The sequence below is a fragment of the Pseudoduganella ginsengisoli genome (assembly GCF_009720865.1).
In the GTDB taxonomy this organism is placed as follows: Bacteria; Pseudomonadota; Gammaproteobacteria; order Burkholderiales; family Burkholderiaceae_D; genus Rugamonas; species Rugamonas ginsengisoli.
The window spans coordinates 1-13,947 of record NZ_WNLA01000047.1; the positions used below are offsets into that span (position 1 = coordinate 1).

Here is a 13,947-nt window from a genome sequence, read left to right on the forward strand (position 1 = left end):
TCAAAGCCTGATGACCATAGCAAGTCGGTCCCACCCCTTCCCATCCCGAACAGGACCGTGAAACGACTCTGCGCCGATGATAGTGCTGCAACCAGTGTGAAAGTAGGTTATCGTCAGGCTAGTTATTAAAAAAGCCCCGTCAGTTAATTCTGGCGGGGCTTTTTGCTTTTGTTGCCGCTTATTGATTAATGGCTGACTTCAAGGCTTTCGTCACCTTCTCGGCAATATCACCCGGCACCATTAATAAATCATCAACAGGCCGGTCATAAGTTCAGACCAAATGACAAATACCTTGTCGGCTTTTACCAAGCGCGTGGAAATCCGCATAGTCTTGCCGGCAGATCATCAACTTCTTCAAATCCATAGACGGCGTCCGGCGGAGGTGGAGTGTGCCAACCATACTAACCCAAGAACCACGGAGCGCGGCGATTTGCATCCGGAAAGAATAAAATCCTGCTGGAAACCGACCATTCCAATTTAACTATCGCAAGCTGCTCAGCAGGTAAATATTAATTCGGCAAAATGTGAGAATGTGCGAGATTTAACGGAACTTCTTTCACTATCTTTGTCTTAGTCGTACGAGACGCATGTGGATGCACATGCGCTAAACCCAGAGACAAGGGAGAGACCATGAGAGCGAAACAGCAGAAAGGGGCGGCTGCGCCAACGACGGAAGGCTGCGGCTGCAGCGACACTGGCAGCGGATATCAGAGTGAAAATACCAGCGTTTCCCAGCAGATGGCCGGCGAAGGTTCGCTGGGCTGGGCGGACCCGAATGACCGCGGCATGCCAGGCGTGTCGAAACGGGGACCACAAGATGGCATGCCGACTGGCGGCATGAATGAAAAAAACAGCCGCGATGACGGCATGCCTGGCGGCGGCATGAATGACGGCGGAGGTGATGGCAATTCCGGCGGCATGGGCGGTTCCGGCGGATCTGGCGGATCGGGAGGCAGTGGCGGCTATGGCGGCCCCGGCGGTTATGGTGGCTCCGGCGGTGAAAATGCGCCACAAATACGCCGCTGCGCCACGATGGATGTGCATCGCCGCCTGCTGTCCACCAACCCTGAATATGCGCGCGCCCGTGATGAAATTGAAATCCACGCGCAGCGCTATGAAGCTGGCGAACAGTCGAGCCAGCGCACCGGCATCACGCGCATTCCTGTTGTCGTGCATGTGGTGTGGAATACCACTGCGCAAAATATTTCCGATGCACAGATCGCCAGCCAGATCGATGTATTGAACCGCGACTTCCGCCGCACCAATCCTGACGTCAGCACGACGCCGGCGCCATTCTTGCCATTGGCGACGGATGCCCGCGTTGAATTCTACCTGGCGACCATCGATCCGCATGGCGCGCCGACTTCCGGTATCGAACGCCGCCAGACCACGGTGGCGTCGTTCTCCGACAATGACGCGGTGAAATCCACGGCCAGCGGCGGTATGAATGCGTGGCCTGCCGACCAATACCTGAACCTGTGGGTGTGCCAGCTGGGCGGCGGCTTGCTGGGCTATGCGCAATTCCCCGGCGGTCCCGCCGCCACGGATGGCGTCGTGATCCTGCACTCCGCCTTCGGCACGACGGGCACGGCTGCTGCGCCATTCAACCTGGGCCGCACAGCCACCCATGAAATCGGCCACTGGCTGAACCTCAACCATATCTGGGGCGATGACGGCACGGGCTGCTCCGGCACGGATAACGTGGCCGACACGCCGAACCAGGCTGGCTTCAACACAGGGGTGCCGACCTTCCCCCATGTTTCATGCAGCAATGGTCCGAACGGCGACATGTTCATGAATTACATGGATTACGTCGATGACCGCGCAATGGTGATGTTCACTGCTGGCCAGGTCGCCCGCATGCAAGCTTGCCTGGACGGCGTGCGCGCCAGCATCGGCCTGGGCACCGGTACGACAATACGCCCCAGCTCGGAACCTGTCGTGGCATGGGGCCCGAACCGTCTCGACGTATTCGTACTGGGCACGGATCGTGCGCTGTATCACAAGTGGTGGAATGGCTCCGCCTGGGGTCCGTCCGTGACCGGCTATGAAAACATGGGCGGCGTCTGCACCAGCGTGCCGCAAGTGGTGGCGTGGGGCCCGAACCGCCTCGACGTATTTGTCACCGGTACCGATAGTGCGCTGTACCACAAGTGGTGGAACGGATCCGCCTGGGGACCGTCTGTCACCGGCTATGAAAACATGGGCGGCATTTGCCTGGGCGATCCGCGTGTCGTGTCGTGGGGCCCGAACCGCCTCGATGTGTTCGTACTGGGCACTAACCGCGCGCTGTATCACAAGTGGTGGAACGGATCCGCCTGGGGGCCGTCTGTCACCGGCTATGAAAACATGGGCGGCATTTGCGTGGGCCAGCCGGAAATCGTGTCGTGGGGCCCGAACCGCCTCGATATCTTCGTGATCGGCACGGACCGCGCGCTGTACCATAAGTGGTGGGATGGATCGGCCTGGGGCCCGTCGCTGACCGGCTATGAACGGCTGGGCGGTATTTGCACATCGGCGCCGCGGGCAGTCGCGTGGGGCCCGAACCGCCTCGATGTGTTTGTCACCGGCACCGATGGCGCGCTGTACCATAAATGGTGGAATGGTTCCGCCTGGGGGCCATCGGTTGATGGCTTTGAACGCATGGGCGGTATTTGCGTGGGAGAACCGGAAGTGGTCGCATGGGGCCCGAACCGCCTGGATGTGTTTGTCATTGGCACGGACAGCGCGCTGTACCACAAATGGTGGAATGGTTCGGCCTGGGGACCATCGCTTACCGGCTACGAATACATGGGCGGGATTTGCACGTCGGCGCCGCGCGTGGCGTCGTGGGGCCCGAACCGTCTCGATGTCTTCGTTACCGGCACGGACAGTGCGCTGTACCACAAATGGTGGAATGGCTCTGCCTGGGGCCCATCGGTCACCGGCTACGAAAACATGGGCGGCATCATCACGAGTTTCCGCGAAGGCGAACAGCCGCAAGGCGGATTGCCGAATACCCAGCAGCCGCTGATTACGCCTGTCACACGTAATGTGCTGGATGCGCTGGTCACCATGAACGCATGATGGAAACAAGACAGCCAACCATGGGGGCCGGAACCTGGGCGCACTCGTTTGAAGAAGACGAAGGCGATATCCAGGTCTACCGTCCCCGCGCCACGTACCCATTCCCGCCCAGCCGGCGGGGACGGGAAACGCTGGACTTCGATCCGGCCGGCCGTGCCAGTGCCGGCATGCCCGGGCCGGATGACCGTATGATGCCGCGTGCTACCGCACCGAATTTTGAAGTGGTGGAAGCAGGACCGGATATCCTCAAAGTACGCATGCATTAACATGTTAGCTGCTGCGCTGTAGCGTCAGCGTAAAGACGACACCATCGCCCGCGTTGTGCGCGGCGATGGTGCCGCCCATCTTTGCCATATACGTCTTGGCCACAAATAAACCCTGGCCACGGCTGCCGCCGCTTTCGCGGCCGGAGACCCCGTATTCAAATAGCTTGTCCTGCAAATCCGCTGCAATATGGCTGCCGCTATTGTGGATGGTGATCGCGGCATTGCGCTCGGTAACGCTCAACGCCATGGTAATGACGCTGCCTGCTGTGCGGTGCCGGTCAGCATTGTTCAGCACATGCGTGATGACATCTTCCAGTGCATGCATATCGGCGCGCACCAGCACGGCGCCATCGGTTTCGCTGATGAAGCGCACGTTGGGAATGCCGGCGGATGGCGCGTACGATGCCACGTCGTTCAAGAATGCGGGCAAGTCCACGTCTTCCACCTGCACGCTGCCGGACTGGAAAGCTTCGCCGGGTGACGCGCTGCCATACAAGATGCGGATCGCTTGCTGCATGCGCTGGATATAGCGCTGGCTCTGGTCGCTGCCGTTGCCGTGCAGGGCCATCAGGGATTGCAATGGCGACATGATCTCGTGGCCTACCGCATGCCACATGTCGCGCTCTTGTTCCGCGCGGATTTCTTCGCGCTCGACGTCTTCATGCACGCGCCGCAATAGGTCATGCAGGCACGAGGCCAGCACACCCAGTTCGTCGCGGCCCCGCAAATCGCTGAAATCCAGCCGCGCCAGGCTGTCGCTGCCCTGTTGCGCGACGCTGTTGGCACGCCGCGTCAAGATCCCGATCGGACGGATGATGCCCACTTCCACCACCAGCCATGCCAGCAACAGTGCGCCCAGCATGGCGCCGACAAACCACGATACCCGCGTGGCCACCACCCCCAGGTTTTGGTTGACGCTGCGCGCATCGCCGTGCAGTTGCAGCGTGTAGTCGCCCGACGGCGTTGCCACAGTCGTTGCACTGTCGAGCGGCGCGCTTTCCGTCTCGACGGGCAAGCGCCGGATCAGGCGCAGCAACAACGGCGAGGCCGGCGCCGCAGGATCTGCCGCACCGGCAATGCGGGCGATCTCTGCGCCACCGGGCCGGGTAATGGCCAGCGTTTCACCGGGCAGCAATTGCGTGCGCAAGGCTGCCAGTGAAAAGGCGGGCGTAATGGTGTCGCGAGCCGTATCCAGTAACGGCGCGCCATCGCCGGGTGGCAACACGGCCACGTGTACCGTGATCTTGTCGAGGTCAGCCGGCGGCCACACTGGGCGGGTTTGGTCGAACAACGCGTCTTGCAAGATGCCGACGGGCAGCCGGATGGAAAAGAAACTGCTGTAGCGGCACGGCGCATCGGCGGGCGTGATGCCGGTATCGGCGCAGACTGGGCTTTGCCAGATCCAGCCACGGAAATCGCGCACGGGGCGCGCATTGGATTTGCCGGCATCTTGCGCGTTCAGCCCGGTCAGGCGGCCTTGCATGCCGCTGCCACTGGATGGGCTATCCAGCGGCACTTCGAAGGGAGCAATCCAGTGATATTGCACGCCGCGGATTTGTACGCTGACTGCCACCCGGTGCGCCTGCGTGACATCGGCTTCGCGCCGTGGGTGCGGCTGCAGGCGCTCGCTGTCAAACGTGCCGGCCACGTAGATAAAGCCGCCCGCCCACGGGTTGTTGCCGACGCCAGCGCACAGCGAACCGTGCTGCCCGACTTGCGCCAGGCAGCCGGACATGGCGACGGCTTGCCGTACCTTGTGCTGGTCATCGAAGTCCAGCGCGGGGAAGGGCAATAACAGTGGATGCAAGCCGCCATGGCTGGCGCCACTGTGTGGATTGAGTAGCGCCAACTGGCCGGATGGGTGGCGCAGCGTTGATACCAGCTGGTCTTGCGTCTTGCGGAACGATTGCGCGTAGCTTTCATAACTCAGCTGTTTTTCCTGCTGCAGCACGGAGATGGCCAGGCCGACCGTGGCCAGGGCCAGCGACAGGAAGGCCATGCGCAGCACAATGCGCAAGCGGTATGGCGCCAGGCTGGGGAAGCGCTGCCAGCGTAACGAAGTCCGGCGCCACAGTCTGCGCGCAGACAGCAAGGAAGAAGCGGCATGGGCCATGTCGGTCGCGTCAGGCCGGGTCCGTCCAGCGGAAACCCCGCATCGGCACGCTTTCTATGCACGCAAAGCCGGGATCGATTTCGCGGAAGGCATCGCGGATGGTGCTCACGTGTTTGCGGATATTGTCCCGATTGCGGCCGCTTTTGACGACGTCGAACAATTCATCGTAACTGACGACCTGGCCCCGCCTGGCAAACAGCGCGGCCAGGATGCGCTGTGCGGTCAGCGGTAAATTGATGCGCTGGCCGTGCCACGTGGGCGAACGCTGGCGCAGCGGGTCCATGGCCAGCGCTTCCACCGGCCTGTGTTCTTTTACCGAGCGCAGGATATCGAGGAATGTTTCAACAAAGTCCCCTTCGTCGAAGGTGCTCTTTTGCAGGTAATCCCACGCATCGAGCGCCTTCATGATGGAGCGGTAAATCGTGGCGGGCATGGCTGAGACCACCAGCACGGGTGTGCCGTGCCGCTTATTGATGGCATTGATGATGGCGACGCCGGCATGGCGTTCCCGGCCTAGTTCAATATCGAGCACGATCAAGTCGTAGCGCTCCCGTTCGATCGCCTGTTCCGCTTCGTCGCGGGTAGTCCATTGGTCGATGACGATGCCCGGCCGCGCGGCGGCAATCCAGCCTGCCAGCTGGTTACTGGTGGGAAGATCGTCTTCAATGACAGCGACTCTGGGCACGGCACGACTCCTGCGGATGACTTTGGGCGTATGCCAAGTATCTCCCCATTTCGCTGTCACAGGGAAGGTTGTGAGTATTTCTTCACATGGCGGAGTAAAGGGATAGGGCGCCGCCATTGAATGCTCGTGCCCAGGCGGCGCAACATGGCTTCAGCGGCGGGGCAACCAGTCCCGCGCACAACTTCCACAAGGAGAATGCCATGTCCGTCCGTATCGCTGCCATCGTGCTGGCGATCAAAAAAGCGTTTGCCGCCGCTGGCCGCGGCATCCATTATGTGTTCCAGTCCATAGCGCGCGGCACCAGGCGGCTGGCGTCGCCCCGTCCCCGCAACTTGCTGGTCGTGGCCACTGTAGCCGGTGTGGCCGGCTGGGCGATTTATACGCATCCACCCGTGCAAATGGTGGCGCGCGGAGATGGTGCGGTGCGCGTCAACCAGTGGACAGGTTCTGCCGTGCAGGTGGGAGAGGGGATGACGGTGGCGATTCCCGGCATGCACGTATTGCGCCGCTTCCCGCTGCGCGACCAGTTATACCGTCCCGCGACCGGCGGCGACGCACCCTTCCAGTCGCAGGAAGGCTTGTCGGTCGGTGTCGACTTGACGTTGCGCTATGCCTATGACGCGAACCGCCTTGCCGACATGGCGCGCAAACTGCCTGCCGATGTGCCGGCGGACGTACTGGCCCCTGCCATGCAAGGCGTGATGTACCAGGTCTTTACCCGTTATACGGTGCGGGAAATCTTTTCATCGAAACGGCCGGAAATCCAGGCCGCCATTGAAGCGGAATTAAAACCCAAACTGGCGGCCGACGGCATCGTGCTGCGCTCCGTTGCGATCGGCAAGGTGGCCTTGCCGGAAGATTTTAAAGCGGGCATGGAAAAGCTGTTGGCGGAAGAGCTGGAAAGCGAAAAGATGCGCTACACGTTGGAATTAAAGGAAAAGCAGGTCAAACAATCGGCGCTGGAAGCGGATGCGGAAAAGGTACGGCGTGAAAAGGCTGCGGAAGCGGCAGCGCAAGAGCAAGTCATTGCTGCCAAAGCACAGGAAGAAGCCATGCGCCATGTGCTGCCGTTCAAGCAAAAGCAAGTCGAACAGCGGCAACTGGAAGCGGATGCGGAAAAGGTGGCGCGCATCCGCGTTTCGGAGGGTAATGCGCAGGCGCGCGTCATTGAAGCGGCCGGTGAAGCGGAATCGCGCCGCAAGCTGGCCGATGCGGAAGCTTATCGCCAGGAAGCGCTGGGCAAGACCACCAGTGCGCAAATGGCCCGTGAAGGCGAGTTGCTGACCCGGCACCCGCTGCTGATTCAAAAAACCATGGCGGATAAATTGTCGGACAAGGTGTCCGTCATTATCGCGCCGCCTTCCGTCAGCGGCGGCTTTATCGGCGCCGGTTTGCTGGGCATGAATGGTAATACTGCGGCCAATACTGCGGGCAATGGCGCCGTGCCAGCGCCGGAAACCGCACCGCAACAGGGGCAGCAATAATGGCCGGGCCACTGACTACAATAGCGGCCGCCACCCTGGCCATTGTCGTACAAGACCAGACGCCGCTGCGCGCATCCGCCAAGGAATCGGCGCAGCAGCAGGCCGTGTTGTGGCAGGGCGATGTCGTGGAAGTGCGGGGCGAGCGTCACGGCTATCTGCAAGTGTATGACTACCGGCGCGAGCGCGGTGGCTATATCCGCGCAGCGCGCACGCGGCTATTGGCGACAGGCGAAAAAGATGCCGCCGAATTACTGGCCGTGGTGCGCTTCCTGCGCGAGACGCCGGGATCGGAAGCGCTGGGCATCGCGTACACGGCGGCTTATCTGAAGGCGGCGCCGGCACGCGCCATCACGGCGGAACCCTTTGATGCGCTGGGCGGCATGGCGGAGCGGCTGGCGCTGCGCGCCTCGATGCGGCAAGGGGCACAAGCGGAAGCCTTGACGGCTGCCCACCTGGAAGTGGCGGCGCAATATGGCGTTACCCTGCGCAGCATCGAGCGGGATGGCGAAGTGCGGCTGTGCTATGACGGCGATGCGTGGCGGCGGGCGATGGCGTTGCCGGCAACGGCCATGCAGCGCGCGCACGCCGTGCTGGCGCTGACACGGCCCGACTGCCTGGCTCCGGAACGGCCTGGCGCGCCGCCAGCCACCTTCACGGCGGAGCATGCGGCTTTGCTCGATAGCGCGCCGCTGCAGGATTTGCCGCCTTATATGCAAAGCCGCGTGCAACTGCGCAAGGCGCAAGTATGGTCGGCCATCGCGTTCCAGCAAGCGCGCAAAGGCAGTGCACCGGCAGCGGAAAGGGCGCTGCAACTGCTGGCCTCCGTCAACCGGGAAGACGTGGCGGAAGATGACCAGTATGCCTATACGGAAGCCGCCGTGCGGGTGGGGGCGATACGCTGGGGCGCGATGCCGCCGGTGGCGTCCATGCCCGGCGCGGGCGGGCTGGCCGTGGCGACAGCGCCGGGCCAGCCGGGAGAAACCTGCGTGCTGTTGACGGACGCACAACATCCGATTGCTACACCACTACTGCGCCGCTGCACGTATGGCGTCGTCTGGCCGGCATCGGCCAGGGTTCATCCCTCCGGCAACGCGCTGGCGCTGGCAGTGCAGCCGATGGATGGCTGGCGCGAGTTATGGCTGTGGCATCGGGACAGGGACGGCTGGCGTGTGGACGTACTGCCCCCTGGCGGCAGCAACCCCGATATCGGCTATGCGGAATTTGCCGGCTGGGTGCCAGGCACGGGCAGCATGCTGGCGGCGCGCGAAGTGCGGGCCGACGGCAAGTTCCGCCGCAGCTTTGAACTGGTGGATATGGCGACCCTGGCAACGGAGCGCAGTGCAGACAAGCCGGAATCGCTGTCCGCGTTTTACAAATGGCAGGATCCCGCGTGGAAGCGTACGACGATCAGCTTGCGCTGACTCATGTAATAATTGCAACGATGAATACATCGTTGATTGAAGCGGCCCGCCAGGGCGACAGAGCCGCGCTGGAACAATTGCTGGCCGCATCACAGCCGGATTTGCGCCGCTTTGCGCGGCGCTCGTGCGCCACCAGTGAAGATGCCGATGATGCGGTGCAGGTCGCGCTGTGGAGCGTGCAGCGCAATATCGGTTCGCTGCGCGTGGTGGCGGCATTTGCCGGATGGCTGTTCCGCATTGTTGAGCGGGAGTGCTATCGCCTGCTGCGCCTGCGGCGCGGCATGGAACCATGGACAGACGAACTGGAGGCGGCGCTGCCGGACGATCCGCTGGCGCTGCGGCGCGACCTGGCCCATGCGCTGTCAGCGCTGCCGCGGGAATACCGCGACGTGCTGGTACTGCGCGATGTCGAAGAGTTGACGGCGCCGGAAGCCGCCAGCCAGTTGCAGATCACCGTGGCGGCCCTGAAGAGCCGCTTGCACCGGGCCCGCGCCATGATGCGCGAACGGCTGGCGGCTGGCGGTTATACGCCGCAATAACGCGCCGCCGCCAGCCCTGGCAGACAGCGTCAGAACTTGAAGTTGCCGTCCGAACGCTGCACCGTGCCGCTGCACGCAGCGGGTGTGGCAAATTCACGGTTGCCCGACGCGGTAGCCTGGTTGCTTTCCCATGCTGCCGTGCTGCCATTCCACTTTACGTACTTGTACTGGAATGATGTGCCGGCCGGCAGGGTAACCGTGCCGCTCCACGGGACGTTTGCGCCGCTGCCCTGGATCGCCAGCGCAAAGCCGCTGGCGGGCGACCAGTTGCCTAGCTTCGTATGGTTGCCGACCACGTACAGGTTCTGGCCCACCACGGTATTGGCATTGGCAATGGTGAAGCTGACCTGGCAACCGCCGGCGGCTGGCGTGGTCACCGGCAGCGCGCTGCTGGCGGCCGATACGTTGCCAGCGGCGTCAAACGCTTTCACCGTATAGCTGTAGGTGACGGCTGGCGCCAGCGTATTGTCCGTGTAGCTGGTGCCCGTGCTCGTGCCGGCCAGTGTGCTATTGCGGTAGACGTAATAGCCGGTGACGCCGACATTGTCGGAGGCGGCTGCCCACGAAACGGTGGCGCTGCTGGCGCTCACGTTGCTGGCAACGAGGCCGGACGGTACCGTTGGCGCGGCGCTATCGACGTCGCAGGGATTGGCGCCAGTGCTGACGGCGCCGTTTTCCACGCGGGACAGGCCGGTGCCGACCGTATAGTTCTTGCCGCCATTGTTATCCCACGTGCCTAAACCGTTGTTGAAGACCGCCTGCATCGTAGTCGCGGCGGACAGGTTGGCCGTGTACGACACCCAGCCGCTGCACGCCGCCGCCATGGCCACGCCAGGTACCGTGGTCCACGTGCCGCCGGTGGGCGAGTAGTGGATGTTGGCCGTGTTCCAGCCGGACGGCAGGCGGTAATACACGGTGGCCAGGTTGCCGGCCGGCGTGCTGACGGAGCGGACAGCCGATGCCGGTCCAGTATTGCCGGCGGCATCTTGCGCCTTGACCGTGTAGCTGTACGTGGTGGACGGCGCCAGGCCGTTATCCGAATAGCTGGTGTTGGCCGTGGAAGCAACCTGGACGCCGTTGCGCAGCAACAGGTAATTGGTGACGCCATAGTTGTCGGTTGCCGCGGTCCACGCCAGCGTTGCGCCCAGCGGCGTGATGTTCGATGCGGCTGGCTGTCCCGGCGCGGATGGCGGCTGCGTGTCAGGCGCCCGGGTGGTCACCGCCAGGGCATTGCTGGCGCCGGACTGGTTGCTGGCCGCGTCGAATGCCATCACCGTGTAGCTGTAGGCAGTTGATGCCGCCAGGCCGGTATCCATGTACGCATTGGTGGCGGGCGAGCCGACTTGCACGCCGTTGCGGAACACTTTATAGCCAGTGACGCCGATGTTGTCGGTCGAAGCTGGCCAAGACAGCGATACCGAGCGGTCCGTCACCTGGCCTGCAACCGGTGCGCCTGGTGTGGATGGCGGCGTGCTGTCCACCGTGAGGAATGGATAGACGCCGTTGATGGCGCCATTGATATCTTCCTCATAGCCGGAGCCGCCGGTCTTGGTCTTGTAGCGGCCTGCACCGACGTACACTTGCTGGATTTCCGAGCGCGTCACGTTACCCAGCGTATCCGTCATTTCCACGTAATAGTCGAGCAACTGGTTGCGGAAATCGGAAATGTACGCGTAATACAGGTCGCCGATTTCCTGCGCAGGCAGGGCGGCGATGGTGTCGCGCGTGGCCGCGTTCCAGGCCACGCCGTTCATGTCCGGCTGCAAATCGCGCACCTGCATCGGGTATTCCTGCCATGCGCCGACATTGGCCGGCGTGATCGACAAGCCAGGTGCGCCGGCCAGCGCAGCCGGGTCATACACTTTGTACGTGTCGTCGTTGGCGTCGATATTGCTGGATGCGTGGACGCGGACTTTGACCTTTGCGCTGGCGATGCCCGATACGTCGTAGCCATACGTGTAGATGGCAAAGTCATTGCTGTAGTGCTGGACCGTCCAGCCTTCAGCTTTCGATGCGTTGACGGAGCCGGGGTTGTACGGATAGCGCTGCGGCCACCAGACCGACGGTCCGGTGCGGTCGCTCGCCAGGCGCGCCTGCACGTAGGGCTTGGCAAACGACAGCGAATTGTTGAATGCCAAGGTCGGCTTGACGGAGTCGTCCTTGTTTTCATCGTAGTAGCCAAAGCCGGAATCCATTGCGGGCAACAGGAAGTACCATGCCAGTTCGGCAGGATTGGCGCCGCCCGCATAATCGGCAGCGGGGTTGCCTTTGACGGGATACGACATCATCCACGGATTCAACTGGTTGCCGGCGTGCGTGACCTGGTTGTCCAGCGCGGAGGTGGGTGACCAGTGGTTCGGGTGAGCGTCGAGCCAGATCTGTTCTGCGGTCTTGGCGTAATTGAGCGCTGCCTGCAGCAGTGCGAAATTGCGCTCCAGGTAATGCCAGCCATATTCCAGCGAGACAGTGGCGCCTTCCTGCTGGCCTTTCAAATTGACTTTGGGCGCCAGGTTATTGCCGGTCACGCGGTTGAACTCTGCGAACTGTCCTTTCCAGATCATGAACGGCAAATGCCAGTGGTACCAGGTCGGGTCGGATGAGGAATCGCGCGTGTCGATCCAGGAACCGTCCTGCACGTGCTGCACGTCGGCGGCAGGAATCGGTTTGGCTTTCAGGTATTCATCGATGCCAAGGCAATAGCCATTACCGCTGCATGTGGTTGAATGGCCGGCTTCCCAGGTGCTCAGCGAACCTGCGCGGCCGCTGGAATTGTCTCCATCGTGCGCCACCACGAAGAACTGGCGTGGTTCCAGTGCCGCGTAGGTGGCAATTTCATCGACGGTGACGGCGCCTTCCCAGCCTTCCAGCCACGAGCCATTCTGACTGACGGGAATGCCGGCCAGTTTGGTGACGGCGCCGGTAGCGGGATCCACGTACCGCACCCAGTGCGGCGTGGAAGCAAACGGATATTTGTTGACCACGACTTGCTGTTCGTGCGCCATGGCTGCCGCTACCCAGCTGCCGGTATTGGACGTGTTGCGCAAGCTGGCGCGGTTGGGCGGCGACGTCAGTGTATCGCCGGCCGCGTCATAGCTGGTGTAAGGATAATCTTTCAGCGTGCGTGAAAAATGGTTATTGCCGAGGACAGACCATTGCACGCCCAGCTTGGACAGCGTGGGGATGAGGCGTTCCGAAAAGCCCAGTTCTGTCGGGAAGTAGCCTTTCGATGACTGGAAGCTGTTGCCGAGGAAGTAGGGCTGGGCCAGTGTCACGTTTTGGTAGATCAAATCCTTGAGGAAGTACTCGGAACCGACCAGTGGGCCCATCGTGTGGTGGCCCGTGAAGTGCACAGTGTCCAGTGTGCGGTAATTGTTGGCGGTCTTCAGCGTCGTGAACGTATTGAGCCATGCCGCGCCCCAGGATGGATTGCTGTAGCCGGGCACGTTCTGCAGCGTATTGAGGCTCTGCACATTGTTGATGACGGCGCCGGACATGGTCACGTGGATTTGCCCTTTGGCGGACGACCAGCTTTGCATTTCATTGGCGACTTGCATGGGCCAGGACAAATAAGCGCCGGTTTTCGCATCGGGGGAATAATACGCAACCAGGTCATCGTGCGGCATGATGCCGCCGCCCAGCGACGCGGGCAGGTAATAGCTGTAGCCGGCCGGCGGACTTTGTTTCAGGTTGATGACTTCGCCATCGTACGTATAACGGACCGGCGCGCCGATGGCAGTGGCGTTGTACTTGGCCACTGGATCAACCGCGTAGAACGGCCAGAAATTCGGCATATGGTTGTGATACACGTGCGCTGCCGGGATGGTGCCGGCGGATGCCAAGCCTGCGGTAAATAAAGCTGCCAGGCTGGCGGCCAACTGTTTCTTGCGGAACTGCATGCACATCTCCTCTCACAGGGTAGAACTGCTGATGGAAAGCGCAGGGGCAAGGCCGTGACAGCGCCGCCTGGCAAAGGGGTATCCTCGCCGGGAAATGCGATGACTGCTGTCTCAGGAATGTCTCAGTGCGGATTGCCCTTTGCGGGACTGCTTGTATGTGGCTTGTATGATTACTACCACGGCCTAATTAAATTGCCGAAGTAGAAGGGGTAAACTAAAGTGATGTGAAATTTATGTCAATGTTTACTTTGTAGTTTACCTACATTGCACGTTAACTTGCGCGGAATGTGTGGCTTTGCTATAGTTCTGTCCCCGCAGCGCTGACAAGCCTCAAGCAAGACAGCGAAGCAAAACGAGGGGTTGACGGATATCAGGAAACACTAGATAATCTCGCTTCTCTGCTGCTGACGAACACAACGCTTCGTCGATATCGAAAGATCAGCACTTCTTTAAAAACATACAGTCGATAAGTGTGGG

At 61.7% G+C, this 13,947-nt stretch carries 8 protein-coding genes and 1 rRNA gene; 6 read left to right on the forward strand and 3 right to left on the reverse strand.

Going from position 1 to position 13,947, the window contains the following annotated elements; all coding sequences use genetic code 11:
* Positions 1-6: 6 nt before the first annotated feature.
* From rrf to GM668_RS29740, 3 genes are all read left to right on the forward strand, one after another.
* A 5S ribosomal RNA gene (rrf, locus tag GM668_RS29730) occupies positions 7-119 on the forward strand.
* Positions 120-630: 511 nt separating this feature from the next.
* Entirely contained in the window at positions 631-3,066 is a 2,436-nt protein-coding gene (locus GM668_RS29735; RefSeq protein WP_211923478.1) for a DUF8189 domain-containing protein, read from the forward strand.
* Between the two features lie 20 nt (positions 3,067-3,086).
* The gene (locus GM668_RS29740; protein ID WP_170305916.1) at positions 3,087-3,332 is read left to right on the forward strand and encodes a hypothetical protein; all 246 of its coding nucleotides are present in this window, start codon (positions 3,087-3,089) and stop codon (positions 3,330-3,332) included.
* Positions 3,333-3,336: 4 nt separating this feature from the next.
* Here GM668_RS29740 and GM668_RS29745 read toward each other — a convergent pair whose 3' ends face one another.
* A complete protein-coding gene (locus GM668_RS29745) occupies positions 3,337-5,445 on the reverse strand; it encodes a sensor histidine kinase (RefSeq protein WP_155442597.1) in 2,109 nt (702 codons plus the stop codon).
* Between the two features lie 10 nt (positions 5,446-5,455).
* Positions 5,456-6,130, reverse strand: a complete 675-nt coding sequence (locus GM668_RS29750; RefSeq protein ID WP_170305917.1) for a response regulator transcription factor — start codon at positions 6,128-6,130, stop codon at positions 5,456-5,458.
* Between the two features lie 200 nt (positions 6,131-6,330).
* On the opposite strand from GM668_RS29750, the gene GM668_RS29755 reads away from it, so the two are divergent.
* Genes GM668_RS29755 through GM668_RS29765 form a run of 3 tightly spaced genes read left to right on the forward strand, consistent with a single transcriptional unit; the run spans position 6,331 to position 9,574 of the window.
* On the forward strand, positions 6,331-7,614 hold the full coding sequence (locus GM668_RS29755; RefSeq protein WP_155442599.1) for an SPFH domain-containing protein: 1,284 nt from the start codon (positions 6,331-6,333) through the stop codon (positions 7,612-7,614).
* Positions 7,614-9,035, forward strand: coding sequence for an SH3 domain-containing protein (locus GM668_RS29760; RefSeq protein ID WP_155442600.1), 1,422 nt, complete (start codon positions 7,614-7,616; stop codon positions 9,033-9,035). The genes GM668_RS29755 and GM668_RS29760 overlap by 1 nt, the downstream gene beginning before the upstream one ends.
* Positions 9,036-9,055: 20 nt before the next feature.
* Positions 9,056-9,574, forward strand: coding sequence for an RNA polymerase sigma factor (locus GM668_RS29765; RefSeq protein WP_155442601.1), 519 nt, complete (start codon positions 9,056-9,058; stop codon positions 9,572-9,574).
* Between the two features lie 29 nt (positions 9,575-9,603).
* Here the strand turns inward: GM668_RS29765 and GM668_RS29770 are convergent, their stop codons facing one another.
* Positions 9,604-13,470, reverse strand: coding sequence for a carbohydrate binding domain-containing protein (locus GM668_RS29770; RefSeq protein WP_155442602.1), 3,867 nt, complete (start codon positions 13,468-13,470; stop codon positions 9,604-9,606).
* Between the last annotated feature and the right edge of the window lie 477 nt (positions 13,471-13,947).

Coding starts and splice junctions, on each gene's coding strand:
- GM668_RS29735 (WP_211923478.1), top strand. CDS start 631: ATGAGAGCGAAACAGCAGAAAGGGGCGGCTGCGCCAACGACGGAAGGC.
- GM668_RS29740 (WP_170305916.1), top strand. CDS start 3,087: ATGGGGGCCGGAACCTGGGCGCACTCGTTTGAAGAAGACGAAGGCGAT.
- GM668_RS29745 (WP_155442597.1), bottom strand. CDS start 5,445: ATGGCCCATGCCGCTTCTTCCTTGCTGTCTGCGCGCAGACTGTGGCGC.
- GM668_RS29755 (WP_155442599.1), top strand. CDS start 6,331: ATGTCCGTCCGTATCGCTGCCATCGTGCTGGCGATCAAAAAAGCGTTT.
- GM668_RS29760 (WP_155442600.1), top strand. CDS start 7,614: ATGGCCGGGCCACTGACTACAATAGCGGCCGCCACCCTGGCCATTGTC.
- GM668_RS29765 (WP_155442601.1), top strand. CDS start 9,056: ATGAATACATCGTTGATTGAAGCGGCCCGCCAGGGCGACAGAGCCGCG.
- GM668_RS29770 (WP_155442602.1), bottom strand. CDS start 13,470: ATGCAGTTCCGCAAGAAACAGTTGGCCGCCAGCCTGGCAGCTTTATTT.